Genomic DNA, 14249 nt, shown 5'->3' on the forward strand with positions numbered 1-14249 from the left:
AGTTAAATACCTTTAAAGTATAATTTCATACCTTAACAAACTTATTTTATTGGATTTTTTATAAGCAACTATAGTTGAGATAAATCATCGTTTTGAACACTAAACTTACATATCTTTTATTTATAAAAAACCGCTTATTAAAGAATAAGCGGCTTTTATAAAACTCTAAATTATTGTGCGGTATAACCACCATCCATAACCACAGACTGACCCGTTACCCCACCGGCTTTGTCACTCGCAAGGAAAATTGCATAATCAGCAATTTCTTCAACAGATAACAAACGTTTTTGAGGAACCATTGCCAGAATTACATCTTCAAGTGCGCTGTCTAGACTCACATTACGGGTTTTAGCCAAATCTGCAATTTGACCGCGAACCAATGGTGTATCTACATAACCTGGGCATAAGGCATTTACCGTAATACCGTCACGTGCACATTCTAATGCGGCAACTTTTGTCAAACCAATTAAACCATGTTTAGCACTGTTATAACCTGCTTTCCCAGCGAAACCAATCAAGCCATTAATTGAAGCCATATTAATAATACGACCCGATTTTTGAGCTTTCATAATTGGAAAAACATGTTTAATGCCAATAAATGAACCAGTGAGCATGACCTGAACTAGCTTTTGAAAAACAGCGGTTGGAAACTCTTCAATAGGTGCAACGTGTTGAAAACCAGCATTATTAATTAAGATATCTACAGTGCCAAAGGTCTGTTGAGTTAACTCAATTGCTTGTTTATAAGCATCTTCGTCAGTTACGTCACATGGTGCAGATAACGCTTCAAAGCCTTGTTCTGTTAGCAGCTTTGCCGTTTCTTGGCACTTTTCAGCATTCATATCAGAAATGACAACTTTTGCACCTTCTTGAGCAAATTTCTTAGCAATCTCTAGACCGATCCCACTTGCAGAGCCTGTAATAAAGGCTACTTTTCCGTCTAAAAGTTTAGTCATCTATTTACTCCTTAATATTTTTAACTTGTTGGTTTAAACAATACCAGTCAGTGTAAAGACCGTAATCACCACAAATACCGCTAATGTTTTAATTACTGTGACTGCAAAAATATCCTTATACGACTGTTTATGGGTTAAACCCGTAACAGCAAGTAAGGTAATCACGGCACCATTATGAGGAAGCGTGTCCATACCACCCGATGCCATTGCAACCACACGGTGCATGACTTCTGGCGGAATACCTGCTGCTAAAATCGCGGCGTTATAGTGTTCAGCCATCGCACTTAAAGCGATACTCATACCACCAGAAGCTGAACCGGTAATACCTGCTAAAACTGTTGTCGTCACAGCCCCATTCACTAAAGGATTTGTAAAAGTACTGCTCATTGCATGACTAATCAGGGCAAAGCCCGGTAATGACGCAATAATTGCACCGAAACCATATTCAGAAGCTGTATTCATCACTGCTAAAAGTGAGCCACCAATACTGGCATTAATGCCCTCTTTAAAGTTGGTCACTACACGTTGGTAGTCAAATAAAATTGCAGCAATAATTCCGACAATAAGTGCTAAACCAACAGCCCAGATCGCCCCCGTTTTTGCGACATCAACTGTGTAATCGGCTAAACCTACAGTGGCAAAATCAAAGCCATTTGGATACCACTCTTTAATTGCCTTAGACAAATACTTGTTCATTACAGCAACAAGAATGAGAGGTACAAATGCTAAAAACTGACGAGCTGTGCTTCCATTATTTTGCATAGATATATCGGCTTCAATTTCTTGAGACGACGTATTGTCTACTCTAAAACCAGAAAAGCCTTCACCCGCTTTTGCAGCAGCACGACGACGCCACTCCAAATAAGCTAAACCTGCACATAAAACGAAAATAGCGCCAATAATTCCTAAAAATGGTGCAGCATAAATATTGGTACCAAAGAATGTAGTTGGAATAACGTTCTGGATTTGCGGCGTACCTGGCAATGCATCCATGGTAAATGTGAATGCACCAAGCGCGATTGTGCCTGGAATTAAACGTTTTGGAATGTTAGCTTGTCTAAAAAGCTGGTTGGCAAAAGGATAAATTGCAAATACAGCAACAAATAAGCTGACACCGCTATATGTTAAAATTGCACCTAATAACACAACGGTTAAAATTGCTTTTTTTGCCCCAATCCATCTCACAATAGTTCGAGCGATAGATTCGGCAATTCCAGACATTTCAACGACTTTACCGAAAATTGCCCCGAGCAAAAATACAAGAAAGTAATCTTTAATAAAGTTAACCATTTTGGGCATAAAAACACCCGAATAAAACGGTAAAACATTGGCTGGGTTAATGAGTAAAACCGCGAGTAAGGCACAAATTGGTGCCATCAAAATGACAGAAAAGCCCTTGTAAGCTGTGTACATTAACAGCCAAAGCGAAAGTAGAATTACAAATAATTCCCACATATATTCTTTGCTCCTTAAAGAATAAATATTAGGTTTAAAATTACCAAAAGATATTTAGGTTATCCCGAACCTATAATTATAAAAATCAAAATATCTATGCTTGGTAATAGGTAAATGTGCCTAAAAATAAAATATCACTAAAATATTTAAAAACAATGTAATTTATTTAAATATTTAAATACCTATAAATTACAAATAGTTGCTCAATCTAATTGGTAAAATTTAATTATTTAAAAATGCTATTGTTTTATAAAACTTATTAATTATTGAGTAAATTAAATTAATACCTCTATATTATTTAATAAAGGAAATTAAATAATATATTTTTTAAAATAATTTAATAAATATTTCTTAATTTTTTTTAGAAATATCATCTAGACAAATTTTCGTATAAATTAACTTTCTAGGTGAGCCGCAGTCTCAAGGACTGTGGGGCTGTGGCTCACTAATACAAGTTAACTAAGAAAAGCCCTCTTTAGAGGGCTTATATTTTTAAGTAGAAAAAACTACTCTAGTTCAGATCCTATCGTTGATTAAATTTGATATTGATCAGCTTTAAGATTTGGTTGATCGACAAGCAATTCAATAAAAGATGGAATTGATGTAGTGTTAAGCAAATACGGGTTAAACTCATCGACATGATGATGAAAAAAGAAATCTTTTATTTTCGTATTTATAGGAGCAAATTTCATACTCCAATGCTTAAACAACCGCTGTTCGGACGGCTCCGAAAAGATGATTTCACAATTCTGATGTCGCGAATCTTTCAAAATTGAATTATAAAATAGTGATTCAACTTGTTCTTTCTCGCCTTCCAAATACTGCAAGAAATATCCATTACCATAGTAAAGTACTCCCGTAATATCATTATAAGAGTTGAATTTGACTGCTTCTGTGAGGATATCAATTAAATCTTGTTTTACTTGACTATGTTCACTATTGGTTTTACTTGCATACATAAACCCTATTAAACTCATAGCGATAACTCGAAGATAGATGTCAGCTAGGCATTCTGACATTTACGCCTACCGCTTACAACCGAACCTATTTAAAACCTTGTATTTCAAGAGTAAAGATTATTATCATTTTGAAAATGACAAACTTTAACAACCAGAAATCTTTTGTAAATTAAAGCCAACTAACAAACTCACAAGAAAGTATCAATTTCAGTAAAATTGAAAATTGTCTTTAATTTGTGGATGTCTAATGGAGAACCATGAAATTATTCTTCAAGACGAACATCATAAACAACTTAAGATTGTCAAAGTTCAGGATGTGCGTTTTGATGTAAATACGCTTAACAATAGTCATCAATGGTTATGGGTATTTGATCATAGTTCAGAGTTTTTCCCATTTGAGTTGTGGGATCAGCTCGACAATGCAACTGTTCATCAAAAGATAAAACTGGGTGAGCAAGTTTTTAAAATTATTAAGATTTTGACAAAGAAAACTAAAGTCAGGCCCTCATGACATATAGCTGTACACATACGATGGAAGCCAAGAAAAGGGTAATTATTCAAGCTTTTTAAATCACTACTTGATTAGCAAGCTAATCATATGGAAATTGTTCGTGGAAATGAATTTGTTGATTTTCTTCAGCTATAACAAACCCACTCATTGAGTAGGTTTGTTCAATTAAATTTTGAGACTAAATAGCCTCTATGACGATATATTTTCCTTCATAGAAGACACCTTCGGTACTTGTTTCTTTTAATTTGCAATAAATCGCAATTGGATGTGTCAGTTTTTTATTTTCGTCACTAGGAACATGTGTAATTCCAGATAAAAAATTTGAATTATCATTTTCTAAACTCCACGAGGCACCTCTGTCTTTATGCCAGTTGCTATTTGGATATTTAGAATCTAGCCATTCAATACATTGCTTCATTGTTGAAAACTTTTTTGTTTCCTCTTTTTCAATTTTCGATGCTGCACTTACCGAGGCTCCAAATGTTAAGAATAAAGCTCCAATTAAAGTTTTTCTCATAAAATTACCCTTTATCATTAATAATTAAAATTTAAGAGCTTAGGGTATAAAAAAAACCACCCTTAGGTGGATTAGTTTTTGGGAAGAGTTTTGTTAATTTCACTACTGGCAGTTTCTTGAGGTTTTAATAAGTTAAAACTTTCATAGTTCGCTAAAATACAAAAAAGAAGAGCGGCTAGCAAAATTAGGGTTATCTTATTCATTTCATTTTACCTTAGAGATTTTATTTTTTTAATCCCGCAATGGTACATGAAAATACTGTCAAAACCTTAATTGTTAATAATCTACCACAATTTATTACAAAAGTTGTTTGGAATACTTAATTACTTTTCTAAATCACTTGATAGTAATGCAATTGGCGAATAAACAACGATGAGATATAAAAAGCACCCTAGGGTGCTTTTTAAACTTAAATATATTTCAAAGATTTAAATAAAAACTACTGACTTTTCTTAGAAAGCTCAATAATTAACTTTTCCTCGTAGTCATTGAGTACTTTGTCAATATTCTCTACCCATTTCGACTCGTTCGCTACCTGTGCTGATCTAGTTACCTTGCTATAGATTTTAAATGGTGGGCGATTAGGGTGTTTGGCATCTAAAATTTCGGTATCAATTTCAGAATTGATTTTGATTGAGGCAAATCCAGGCTGGAACCATGACCAAAATTTATTAATTTTAATATTGAGTATCAGATCGGCATTGGCTTCATTAGTGGTGTTATTAGCAAGAACTCTATATCCCGACTGCTGCAATGCTTCAGAAACACGTTTATCAACCAAATGCGATACAGTCTCATCCTTTAAAAGGATATCCCCTAAAGCCTTTCCATATCCATTTCTTTTACGAGCAACAGCTCGGGCTTTTTCTTCTGCTGTTGCATTAGATTGCTCACCTTTTAAAGATGGAATATCAGCTGATGCGGGTTTATCTTGAAATTTTCGATCATCCTCAACCTTCACTATAATCGATTTGCCTTGTGCTACTATATTTTGGGATTGATTTAGTTTTTGACCTTGAGGTATTTCAATTAAGCCCCTTGATGTTGCACACCCAACTAAACTTAAAGCAATTAAACTTGTAACCAATATTTTCATCATGAGTTTTTAACCGTTTGTTATAAAGTTCACATAATTTAACAAATTATTTACTAAATGTCACATAAAGAAATACTCAGCTACATGGTTTAAAAATTTATATAATTATTTAAAGACATGTGAATAGCCTTTCCTTCTATTAAACAAATAAATTATTTTTTTATGAAAACTTATTAATATTAGACTAGTTCTCAAGTGTAAATAGCAGAGGTAGAGTTACATCGAAACGAACATGTTTTCCATTTATTTTATAAGGCTTCAATTTAGCTAACTTGACAGCATTCATAGATTTTTGATCAAGCTCTGCTAGACCACTGCTTCGAGTTAAAACAACCTCTGTAATTACTCCCCATTCATCAGCTTTAACATCTAAAAGCACAAGTCTATTTCGTCCTGCAAGCTCTGCTCCCGAAATAGTAAGCGATGGAGCTTTTAACCAATAAACTTTAAATGATTCAGGAACCTTATAGTAAGAATTTTTTGAATCAAAATTTGGAGGAGTTTTAACATCTAAATCTAAGTTTCTATTTAAACTTTCTACAGGTTTACTTGCACACCCCAATAAAATAAGGAACAAGCTAGTTAAAATAATCTTTTTCATAAAAGTAACCAATTTAATAATAATTAAAATTTAACAGCTCAAAAAAAACACTAATGAGTTCTTTATTTTAAATTAATATCAAATAACTATGTTGCCTTAAAGCTAATTGATAAGTTTCTTGCTATTTTTCTAACATCAGTATTTTCAGGCAAAGTAAACGGAATTGATTTTTTAATCGCTCGCTCAATACTTAACTTAAATTCTTTAGAGACTTCATTCAAAAATATTATTTGATTTACCTCACCTTTATCCGTTAATAAAACCCTAACTCTTGCACTAGTTCCCGCTGAGTTAGGAGGAACATCCCAAGCTTTAAAAATTTTTAACTGGTACTCTTTTTTATATCTTTCAGCTTCACTTGAGGTAATAGATGAGGGAAAATTATAAGCAACAGTTTTACGAATAGGATAAGGTTTTCCATTAACATTTAATGGAAAAAATTTTGCACGTTCACGAAATTCATCAAGCACGAAATTATCTAATTTAATAAGCCCACTACTTTTTTGAATTTCAGATCTAGTTAGAGTTCCGTTCACATCAGCTTCTGTAAAAATAGATACTGATCTATTTTTACCATACAGATCTTCGTCATTTACTTTTATTTCTGGATAGACCTCGAATTCAGGTTCTCTAGATGCTTCTAAGTGGAAGGGTTGTAAAAATCTGACTGGATAGAAAACTCCATTTTCTTGATAAGGTGAAAATCTAGCGTTTTCCACTGCGGTTATTAACTTTAAATCTATACTATTAATCCCACTGCTTTGCATCAATTTAATTGCTGTAATTTTACCACTTATATTAGTTTCTGCTGCTATCACAACATTTCTATCATATCCTTGTAGCTCATCATTACTGATGCTAATGCTTGGAGGTTGAATCCACTTAACCTTTTGATATCGCAATTCTCTAAAATTTCCAGCTTCTTGCGCATACGTATTTAATGCAAAGTAAAATAAAAAGCTTAAGATAAATTTTATTAAAATTTTCATAATGAATTTCATTTAATCCTAATTAATATAGGTCCATATATTTTAACTAGAAAATATAAACCACATTTAAATAGCTTAAAAGCTATCCAACAGTACAAATTTTACAAACAACTCAATTAATTTAAGAAAGCTATCTTAATAGACTTATTTTCTTATTATTCATAAAATTTTCGCTATCTCAAAAATGTATTCTATCAAACTTACTAAATAGACTACTCCAATACGTTACCAATAAATTACCTTTAACAAATGATGATGCAGTAAGTAGGTTTTACAGGTCTAAGGATCAAGCTAAGAATACGACTCCTGATCAAATCATAGGAGCAATGGACAGTGAATAACAAATACAACAATGTCTTTAGTGATGGTGAAGGATTACAATTATTGAATGAGCTAATAGAGCTATTCCATACTAAGCTTCCTTGCGATAAAGACTCAGCAACACAGTCAGCCTTCAATCTAGGGCAACAAGACTTAATTAACTACATCTTGAGCCGTATAAAAGAAGCTGAAATGGATTAGGCAGATACTAGATTCTTACCTTTAAAGTAATAGATAGCAGTTCCAATATTAAGACTTACAAATAGAGTCAGAATATTTAATACAACTTTCTCTACAGGTTCTATGAATAAACTAATAAGAGGAAAAAAGGCTATAAGTAAATGTAACTTTAAGGCTGTCTTCACCTTAAAACCTACAGCGGTCTTAGTATTATAGTAACCGATCCAAATGACTATAAGGATCGCTGCTGCGTAGAAAATTGCCATAGCAATGTTACGTGGAAATATCATCCTCGCTAACCCGCCAATCAAGGCACTAACGATAGTTTGTACAAAGAATACTAGACCAAAAGCAATCAAAATATATTTTAAGTTCATTTTTTTAAGTTTTAAAGATATTAAAAAATAATTATATATCAACAACATTATACAAATAAAGATAATATTTAGATGAAGTCCAATCTAAGAGAGAAGAAAATATAATTACAAATGCGGAAAAGTCATTTCAAAATCTATAAGTAGGAAGTTTTTTTCATAAAAGATGAAATACCTATCAACTTCTGCATCAGGCTTCCTAACATTTCATCATGTCAACACCTCTGCTAACTTATAAGGTAGTTATCTATAATTCTTTGGCACACTTCAATGACGTTGCGTTTAAGTCATTATCGGCTTTATAGACCATATTTGAATTGGAGGCACTTAACGTTATTCTAGATTCGAGTATATCTTTATTTAGAAGCTTCACTTCTAGAGTCATACCATTTTGAATGTAAATCATATTATTTGCATACTTAACTTTGTTGAATACAACATGCCCATTAGTATCGTCACAAAGTATTCCATTGCCATCTGAATCAAGTTTTATTGTTGATATGCTTGGGCCGATCGAAATCGTCCATATACCTGACACTGAAGGTATTGAAGGTTGTACTTCACTAAATTTATTATTAATCATTTGAGTAGCGGGAGTTACACACCCACCTAATAAAACCACCACTCCTAATAAAATTATCTTTTTCATGAAATTATCCATTTTAATAATGAGTAAAATTTAACAGTTCAGAAAATGAAAAACCACCCGAAGGTGGTCTAAGTAATTTATTTAGTATTTATTGCTCTTACATTTCAGTTTTTAAAGTAGGCATTGGCGGTAAAAACTCTGGTTTTATCAGCTGATTCGTATCATAAATCTCTAAACTCACAGGACCTGCGGCATATGGAGCCAATTCGTAAAGCTGAAAATCAAAGGTCACCCCACCCGACTGGTTGATATAAAAATTTTCACTTACTTTAAAGTCCTCTTTGCTAATAAAGGGCTGCATATCATTTTCTTGGCACCAATATTCGTAATGTTTCCATAAAGCATCTTTAAGCGCATTCATTTTTCCATTCACTACAATATCTTTTAATCCAATGCGCTTTTTGCTTTTCAAGTCAAAAACATAATCTTCAAAAGTTGCTATACCATGTGCTCCGCCAGAATATTCTGAGCTAACTTTTGAAATTTGCACATATTGACCAAACTGTCCATTAAAGCGATAAACCACACTATCTGACCAGTTATTAAGCCCCTCAGCTTGTGCTTGATTTAACTGCTTTTGCTGTTCTGATGCAGGAGTAAGAGCATCTGCATAATTTTTACGGATTTCCTTATCGATTACTTGATCAATCCAGTCAATATTACTTTTAAGTGCAATGGCTTCTTTAGAAGTACATACAATACCCTCGACATCTGGATTAGGCCCACAAATTTTGGGTTGCTCAAACTTCACGAGAAAACTGTGCGCTATTATTGCAGGAATTTGATTTTCTTTTGTTTGGGGTTGTTCGGTCGTTTTTATAGTTGAAGTATTTTCTGTTTTTTCTACAGGTTTTTCTTCAGCTTTTTTCACACAGCCACTTAATATGAGTGGAACCAGCACTAAACCAAGAATAGTTTTATTCATTAATTTTACCCTTACATAATCTCATTTATCTTTTAAATTAAGTTTTAATGAATTTAAAATTCACAAATATTTTAATTGAATTAAGACCAGCTTTATATTGAGATATAGTTTTTTTGAAAAAACAGTATTTATTTAATCTTTGTTATTCAATAGAATACTCTTATAAAATATTGATAAGAAAACAAAATATGATGTGGATTAAATTTGTATTGTACCCTCTGGGCATGTTTCTACTGTGGCAAATCATTTTTATAATCGAACAACTCTCTTTAGAATATCTAAATGTACCACAAGTCATTGTGGGTATACTTTCGCTCATCATAAATTGCGGTATGCAAATTTTGATTGGATATAAAATTCCTCAATTAGCACCAAAATATAAATTTGTAGCGAGTGTTACATACATCATCATCTTCACCTTTTTATTAGCAATTTATTCAACAACTATTTTATTAGAAGGCTTAAAAGTTGCTCCTCAAGTAATTTGGTTAGGTCATTTATTTTTCCATGGAGTTGGAATGGCTCTATACTTTGCAAACAACAGAGATGAATTTTGTTGGGAAAATTTACTAAAGTAGTTCAGTAGCTCGTCCGCTAATTCCTTTTTCTTAAATTTTTGTCAAAAAACATCTTATTAGACAAATTTTCGTATAAATTACAGCACTAGGCGGGAACAGTAATCTAAAGGAACGAAATGACGCTTAAACAACTAAAAGCTTTTTTGGCCCTCGCTCGTACGCTCAATTATGCTAATGCATCTTTAGATTTACATCTTAGCCAGTCCGCTTTAAGTCTCACTATCAAAAGCCTAGAAGAAGAATTAGGTGGGAAACTATTTAACCGTAATACACGCCGTGTTGAACTTACTCAGGAAGGCAAATCACTTATTCCCTATGCAAAAAAATTAATTGCCAATTGGGATGAAATGGAAAATGATGTTAAACAAAGGTTTAAGCTTAATCGTGGAACCTTAAGTATCGCCTCTATGCCATTTGTGACTCATGCAATTTTGCCTCAAGTCATTCATGAGTTTTTGAGTCTCCATCCTAACCTTAATTTTTCAATTCATGATATTCCTAATGAAACCATCATCGAAAAAGTACAGGATGGTATTTTTGAGCTTGGCCTATGTTTTGAGCCAGATCTTACTGAAGGTTTAGAGTTTAAACCGCTTTTTGAAGAAGATTTTTTAGCTCTATTACCAAAGACTCATCCTCTTGCCCAAGCCTCATCAATTACTTGGCAGCAGCTTTGTTCTAACCCATTTGTCACTTTGCAAAAACCTTCAATTGTTCGTTATTTGGTTGAGCAAAATTGTTTACGAAATAATATAACTCTCGATTTGAAAGTTGAATGTCATCAAATTTCATCACTTTCAAGTTTTGTTGCTTATGGAATTGGGGTAAGTGCAATTCCAAGACATTTTGCGATGCACATTGATAAAGAACATAATGTATTAATTGAGCTACAAGACGAAGCTATTCATAAAACAGTTGGAATTGTCTACAAAAAGAACTTTGAAATTTCAAATATTTCAGCTCAATTTATTGAGGCATTGCTTCAATATAAATTTTAAAAAATTAAATACTGTATTTTAGGATGAGCTAAGCTTACGGCTAAGGTGAATTTCTTAATTATTATAAATTTCAATGCTATGAAATGATTTTTTTAAGATTTTTTACTTTTGTGCTTCTTATCTTTTGTTGTTAATTTGATGCGATTCATTGATTATACTTATTAATCCTTTTAAAAAATTAACTTCTATAACATAAAACTAGATGCTAAAACTAAAACCACTAAGGGATATAGGATAACAATAGAATGAATAAAGTTTATGCCAATGCAGAGGCAGCACTGAAAGATGTTATTGCAGATAATCAAACACTTGCCGTTGGCGGTTTTGGTTTATGTGGAATTCCTGAAAAACTGATTGTTGCAGTTAAGCAAAGTGGTGTCACTGGTCTCACTTGTATTTCTAATAACGCAGGTGTAGATGACTTTGGCTTAGGTATTTTGCTTCAAACCAAACAGATTAAAAAAATGATCTCTTCTTATGTTGGAGAAAACAAAGAATTTGAGCGTCAGTATTTAAATGGTGAACTTGATGTTGAACTCACCCCACAAGGTACTTTGGCTGAAAAGTTACGTGCTGGTGGTGCTGGAATTCCCGCGTTTTATACTCAAACTGGCGTAGGTACACTGATTGCTGAAGGTAAAGAAGAACGTACCTTTAAAGGCAAAAACTACATTTTAGAAGAATCTTTAACAGCCGATGTAGCTCTTGTTAAAGCATATAAAGCCGATAAAGCGGGTAATTTAGTTTTCCGTAAAACTGCTCAGAACTTTAACCCTGAATGTGCAATGGCTGGAAAAATTACAATTGCTGAAGTTGAACAGGTTGTTGAAATTGGTGAATTGGATCCGGATGAAATCCATTTGGCGGGTATCTATGTAAATCGCATTGTACTTAATGCATCACCTGAAAAACGCATTGAGCATAAAACTTTAAGCACGGAGGCAGTATAAAATGGCTTGGTCACGCAATGAAATGGCACAACGTGCTGCAAAAGAACTTGAAGATGGTTTTTATGTCAATTTAGGTATTGGCTTACCTACCCTTGTTGCTAACTATATTCCTGAAAATATTAATGTTTGGCTTCAATCTGAAAATGGTTTATTAGGTATTGGCGAGTTTCCAACTGAAGAAACTGTTGATGCCGATTTAATTAATGCTGGCAAACAAACGGTTACTGCTCGCCCTGGTGCTGCCTTTTTCTCAAGCTCAGCGTCATTTGCCATGATCCGTGGCGGCCATGTAAACATTGCAATTTTAGGTGCAATGGAAGTTTCCGAAAATGGTGACTTGGCCAACTGGATGATTCCGGGTAAGAAAGTAAAAGGCATGGGCGGCGCAATGGATTTGGTTGTTGGTGTCCAAAAAGTTGTGGTTCTTATGGAACATTGTGCAAAAGATGGTACGCCAAAAATTGTGAAAAACTGTAGTTTACCTTTAACAGGTAAAGGCGTTGTGCACCGTGTAATCACTGACTTAGGTGTAATGGACATTACCCCACAAGGTGTTGAACTGATTGAACTTGCTAAAGATGTCACTCTTGAACAGATTCAAGCTGTTACAGGCGTCGAATTCTATAAAACCTTAGTTGCTTAAATTTTAATTTTTAGTTAGCCAGACAAGACTTAAGTTAGAAAGTGAGCTTAAGTCTTAGCCTCTTTAAGCACCGGATGTGCTGTCAACGAATAAGAACGAGAAGGATTTTTTCAGCTATGGAAAAACAGCAAGGAATTTTTGAAAGATTTGCCCTTCGGATTAGTGACTGGTCTGAAAAGTGGTTTCCAGATTCATATATTTTTGCTCTACTCGGCGTCATTATTGTCTCTATTGCCGCTTTGGGTATTGGTGCTCCAATCCAAGATGTAGCGACGTCATTTGGTAATGGTTTTTGGAGTCTTATTCCATTTACTTTGCAAATGACCATGCTCATTATTGTGGGTTATGTCGTTTCCGTATCTAAGCCCGTAAAATTCCTGATTCAAAAAATGGCGCGTATTCCAAATTCTGGGCGTGGTGCTATTGTTTTAGTTGCGACCGTTAGCTTGTTAATTTCGCTGGTCAATTGGGCGGTAAGTACGATTCTTACTGCGCTTTTGGTGATCGCATTGGCAAAACGTAAAGAGCTGAATATGGATTATCGTGCTGCCGCCGCAGCTGCGATTATTGGTATGGGTGCAACTTGGGCGTTGGGAATTAGTTCGTCAGCAGCACAACTTCAAGCGAATAAAAGTAGTTTGCCTGAGTCGATTTATAATTTGACTGGTGTTATTCCATTTACCGAAACGATCTTTCTTTGGCAATCAATTGCGATGACCATTATTTTGGTGATTGTTTCAATCGCAATCGCATATTGGTCAGCTCCAAAAGGTGATAACGTTAAAACGATTGATAGTTTTAATGTGCAATTTGAAGAAGAAAAGCTACATGAAGAGAAATCTACCCGTCCGGGTGACTGGTTAGAAAACTCGCCTATTTTAACGATTATTGTAGTGGCTTTAGGTTTAATCTGGATGTTTTTTGAATTTTCAAAAAGTAATCCTATCATTGCCATTTCAAGCCTAAACACCTACAACTTTGTCTTTTTAATGCTAGGTCTAGCATTACATGGAACGCCACGAAACTTTTTAAATGCTGTTGCAAAGGCAGTTCCAGCTGTATCAGGAATCTTAATTCAATTTCCACTTTACGGAAGTATCGCGTTTATTATGACGCAAGCTTTAAATAGCCAAGATTTATCACTGTCACACTATGTTGCCGAATTTTTCGTCTCTATCGCTTCAAAAGAAACCTTTGCGATTGTGATGGGAATTTACTCTGCCATACTCGGGTTCTTTGTACCTTCTGGCGGTGGAAAATGGATCATTGAAGCCCCTTATGTCATGCAAGCGGCAAATGATTTAAAAGTTCATTTGGGCTGGTCTGTACAGATTTATAACGCAGCCGAAGCTTTACCAAACTTAATCAATCCATTCTTCATGCTTCCAATGTTGGGCATTTTAAAACTAAAAGCAAAAGATGTGATTGGTTTTACAGTTACTCAGCTCGTCGTACATTTTCCCTTAGTTTTATTTTTATTGTGGTTCTTTGGAAAAACGCTTAGCTATACCCCACCGACTTTTTAATTTACTGGCGCCTTTAGTTTC

The 14249-nt window shown here is 34.1% G+C and carries 16 protein-coding genes; 7 read left to right on the forward strand and 9 right to left on the reverse strand.

From position 1 onward, the window contains the following. Positions 1–170: 170 nt before the first annotated feature. The 3 genes from HL290_RS05395 to HL290_RS05405 all read right to left on the reverse strand — a co-directional run bounded on the left by HL290_RS05395 (position 171) and on the right by HL290_RS05405 (position 3388). A complete protein-coding gene (locus HL290_RS05395; RefSeq protein ID WP_198495841.1) occupies positions 171–956 on the reverse strand; it encodes a 3-hydroxybutyrate dehydrogenase in 786 nt (261 codons plus the stop codon). Positions 957–989: 33 nt separating this feature from the next. Further along, entirely contained in the window at positions 990–2411 is a 1422-nt protein-coding gene (locus HL290_RS05400; protein ID WP_198495842.1) for a GntP family permease, read from the reverse strand. 533 nt (positions 2412–2944) lie between these two features. Next, the gene (locus tag HL290_RS05405; protein ID WP_198496392.1) at positions 2945–3388 is read right to left on the reverse strand and encodes a BLUF domain-containing protein; all 444 of its coding nucleotides are present in this window, start codon (positions 3386–3388) and stop codon (positions 2945–2947) included. 229 nt (positions 3389–3617) lie between these two features. On the opposite strand from HL290_RS05405, the gene HL290_RS05410 reads away from it, so the two are divergent. Continuing rightward, complete coding sequence (locus HL290_RS05410) at positions 3618–3881, forward strand: hypothetical protein (protein ID WP_198078539.1); 264 nt, start codon at positions 3618–3620, stop codon at positions 3879–3881. A gap of 178 nt (positions 3882–4059) precedes the next feature. Here the strand turns inward: HL290_RS05410 and HL290_RS05415 are convergent, their stop codons facing one another. The 4 genes from HL290_RS05415 to HL290_RS18600 all read right to left on the reverse strand — a co-directional run bounded on the left by HL290_RS05415 (position 4060) and on the right by HL290_RS18600 (position 7084). Next, complete coding sequence (locus HL290_RS05415; protein WP_198495843.1) at positions 4060–4398, reverse strand: hypothetical protein; 339 nt, start codon at positions 4396–4398, stop codon at positions 4060–4062. Between the two features lie 439 nt (positions 4399–4837). Then, positions 4838–5497: a YajG family lipoprotein gene (locus tag HL290_RS05420; RefSeq protein ID WP_198495844.1), complete on the reverse strand. Its 660-nt coding sequence runs from the start codon at positions 5495–5497 to the stop codon at positions 4838–4840. Positions 5498–5678: 181 nt separating this feature from the next. Then, on the reverse strand, positions 5679–6095 hold the full coding sequence (locus tag HL290_RS05425; RefSeq protein ID WP_198495845.1) for an energy transducer TonB: 417 nt from the start codon (positions 6093–6095) through the stop codon (positions 5679–5681). An 86-nt stretch (positions 6096–6181) separates the two neighbouring features. Next, positions 6182–7084, reverse strand: coding sequence for an energy transducer TonB (locus tag HL290_RS18600; RefSeq protein WP_227602194.1), 903 nt, complete (start codon positions 7082–7084; stop codon positions 6182–6184). 384 nt (positions 7085–7468) lie between these two features. Here HL290_RS18600 and HL290_RS05435 point away from each other — a divergent pair, with 384 nt between their 5' ends. Further along, entirely contained in the window at positions 7469–7606 is a 138-nt protein-coding gene (locus HL290_RS05435; protein ID WP_227602195.1) for a hypothetical protein, read from the forward strand. A gap of 600 nt (positions 7607–8206) precedes the next feature. Here HL290_RS05435 and HL290_RS05440 read toward each other — a convergent pair. Further along, positions 8207–8608 carry a J517_1871 family lipoprotein gene (locus tag HL290_RS05440; protein ID WP_198495847.1) on the reverse strand — a complete coding sequence of 134 codons (402 nt, stop codon included), beginning with the start codon at positions 8606–8608 and terminating at the stop codon, positions 8207–8209. A 97-nt stretch (positions 8609–8705) separates the two neighbouring features. Then, complete coding sequence (locus tag HL290_RS05445; protein WP_198495848.1) at positions 8706–9533, reverse strand: RsiV family protein; 828 nt, start codon at positions 9531–9533, stop codon at positions 8706–8708. A gap of 188 nt (positions 9534–9721) precedes the next feature. Here HL290_RS05445 and HL290_RS05450 point away from each other — a divergent pair, with 188 nt between their 5' ends. From HL290_RS05450 to HL290_RS05470, 5 genes are all read left to right on the forward strand, one after another. Then, on the forward strand, positions 9722–10111 hold the full coding sequence (locus tag HL290_RS05450; RefSeq protein WP_198495849.1) for a hypothetical protein: 390 nt from the start codon (positions 9722–9724) through the stop codon (positions 10109–10111). Positions 10112–10227: 116 nt separating this feature from the next. Further along, entirely contained in the window at positions 10228–11109 is an 882-nt protein-coding gene (locus HL290_RS05455; protein WP_198495850.1) for a LysR family transcriptional regulator, read from the forward strand. 245 nt (positions 11110–11354) lie between these two features. Then, the gene (locus tag HL290_RS05460; RefSeq protein ID WP_017389585.1) at positions 11355–12059 is read left to right on the forward strand and encodes a CoA transferase subunit A; all 705 of its coding nucleotides are present in this window, start codon (positions 11355–11357) and stop codon (positions 12057–12059) included. 1 nt (position 12060) lies between these two features. Next, complete coding sequence (locus HL290_RS05465; protein ID WP_004642758.1) at positions 12061–12702, forward strand: 3-oxoacid CoA-transferase subunit B; 642 nt, start codon at positions 12061–12063, stop codon at positions 12700–12702. Between the two features lie 116 nt (positions 12703–12818). Beyond that, complete coding sequence (locus HL290_RS05470; RefSeq protein WP_198495851.1) at positions 12819–14228, forward strand: short-chain fatty acid transporter; 1410 nt, start codon at positions 12819–12821, stop codon at positions 14226–14228. Positions 14229–14249 lie beyond the last annotated feature (21 nt).

The organism is Acinetobacter sp. AC1-2 (assembly GCF_016124155.1).
GTDB lineage: Bacteria > Pseudomonadota > Gammaproteobacteria > Pseudomonadales > Moraxellaceae > Acinetobacter > Acinetobacter calcoaceticus.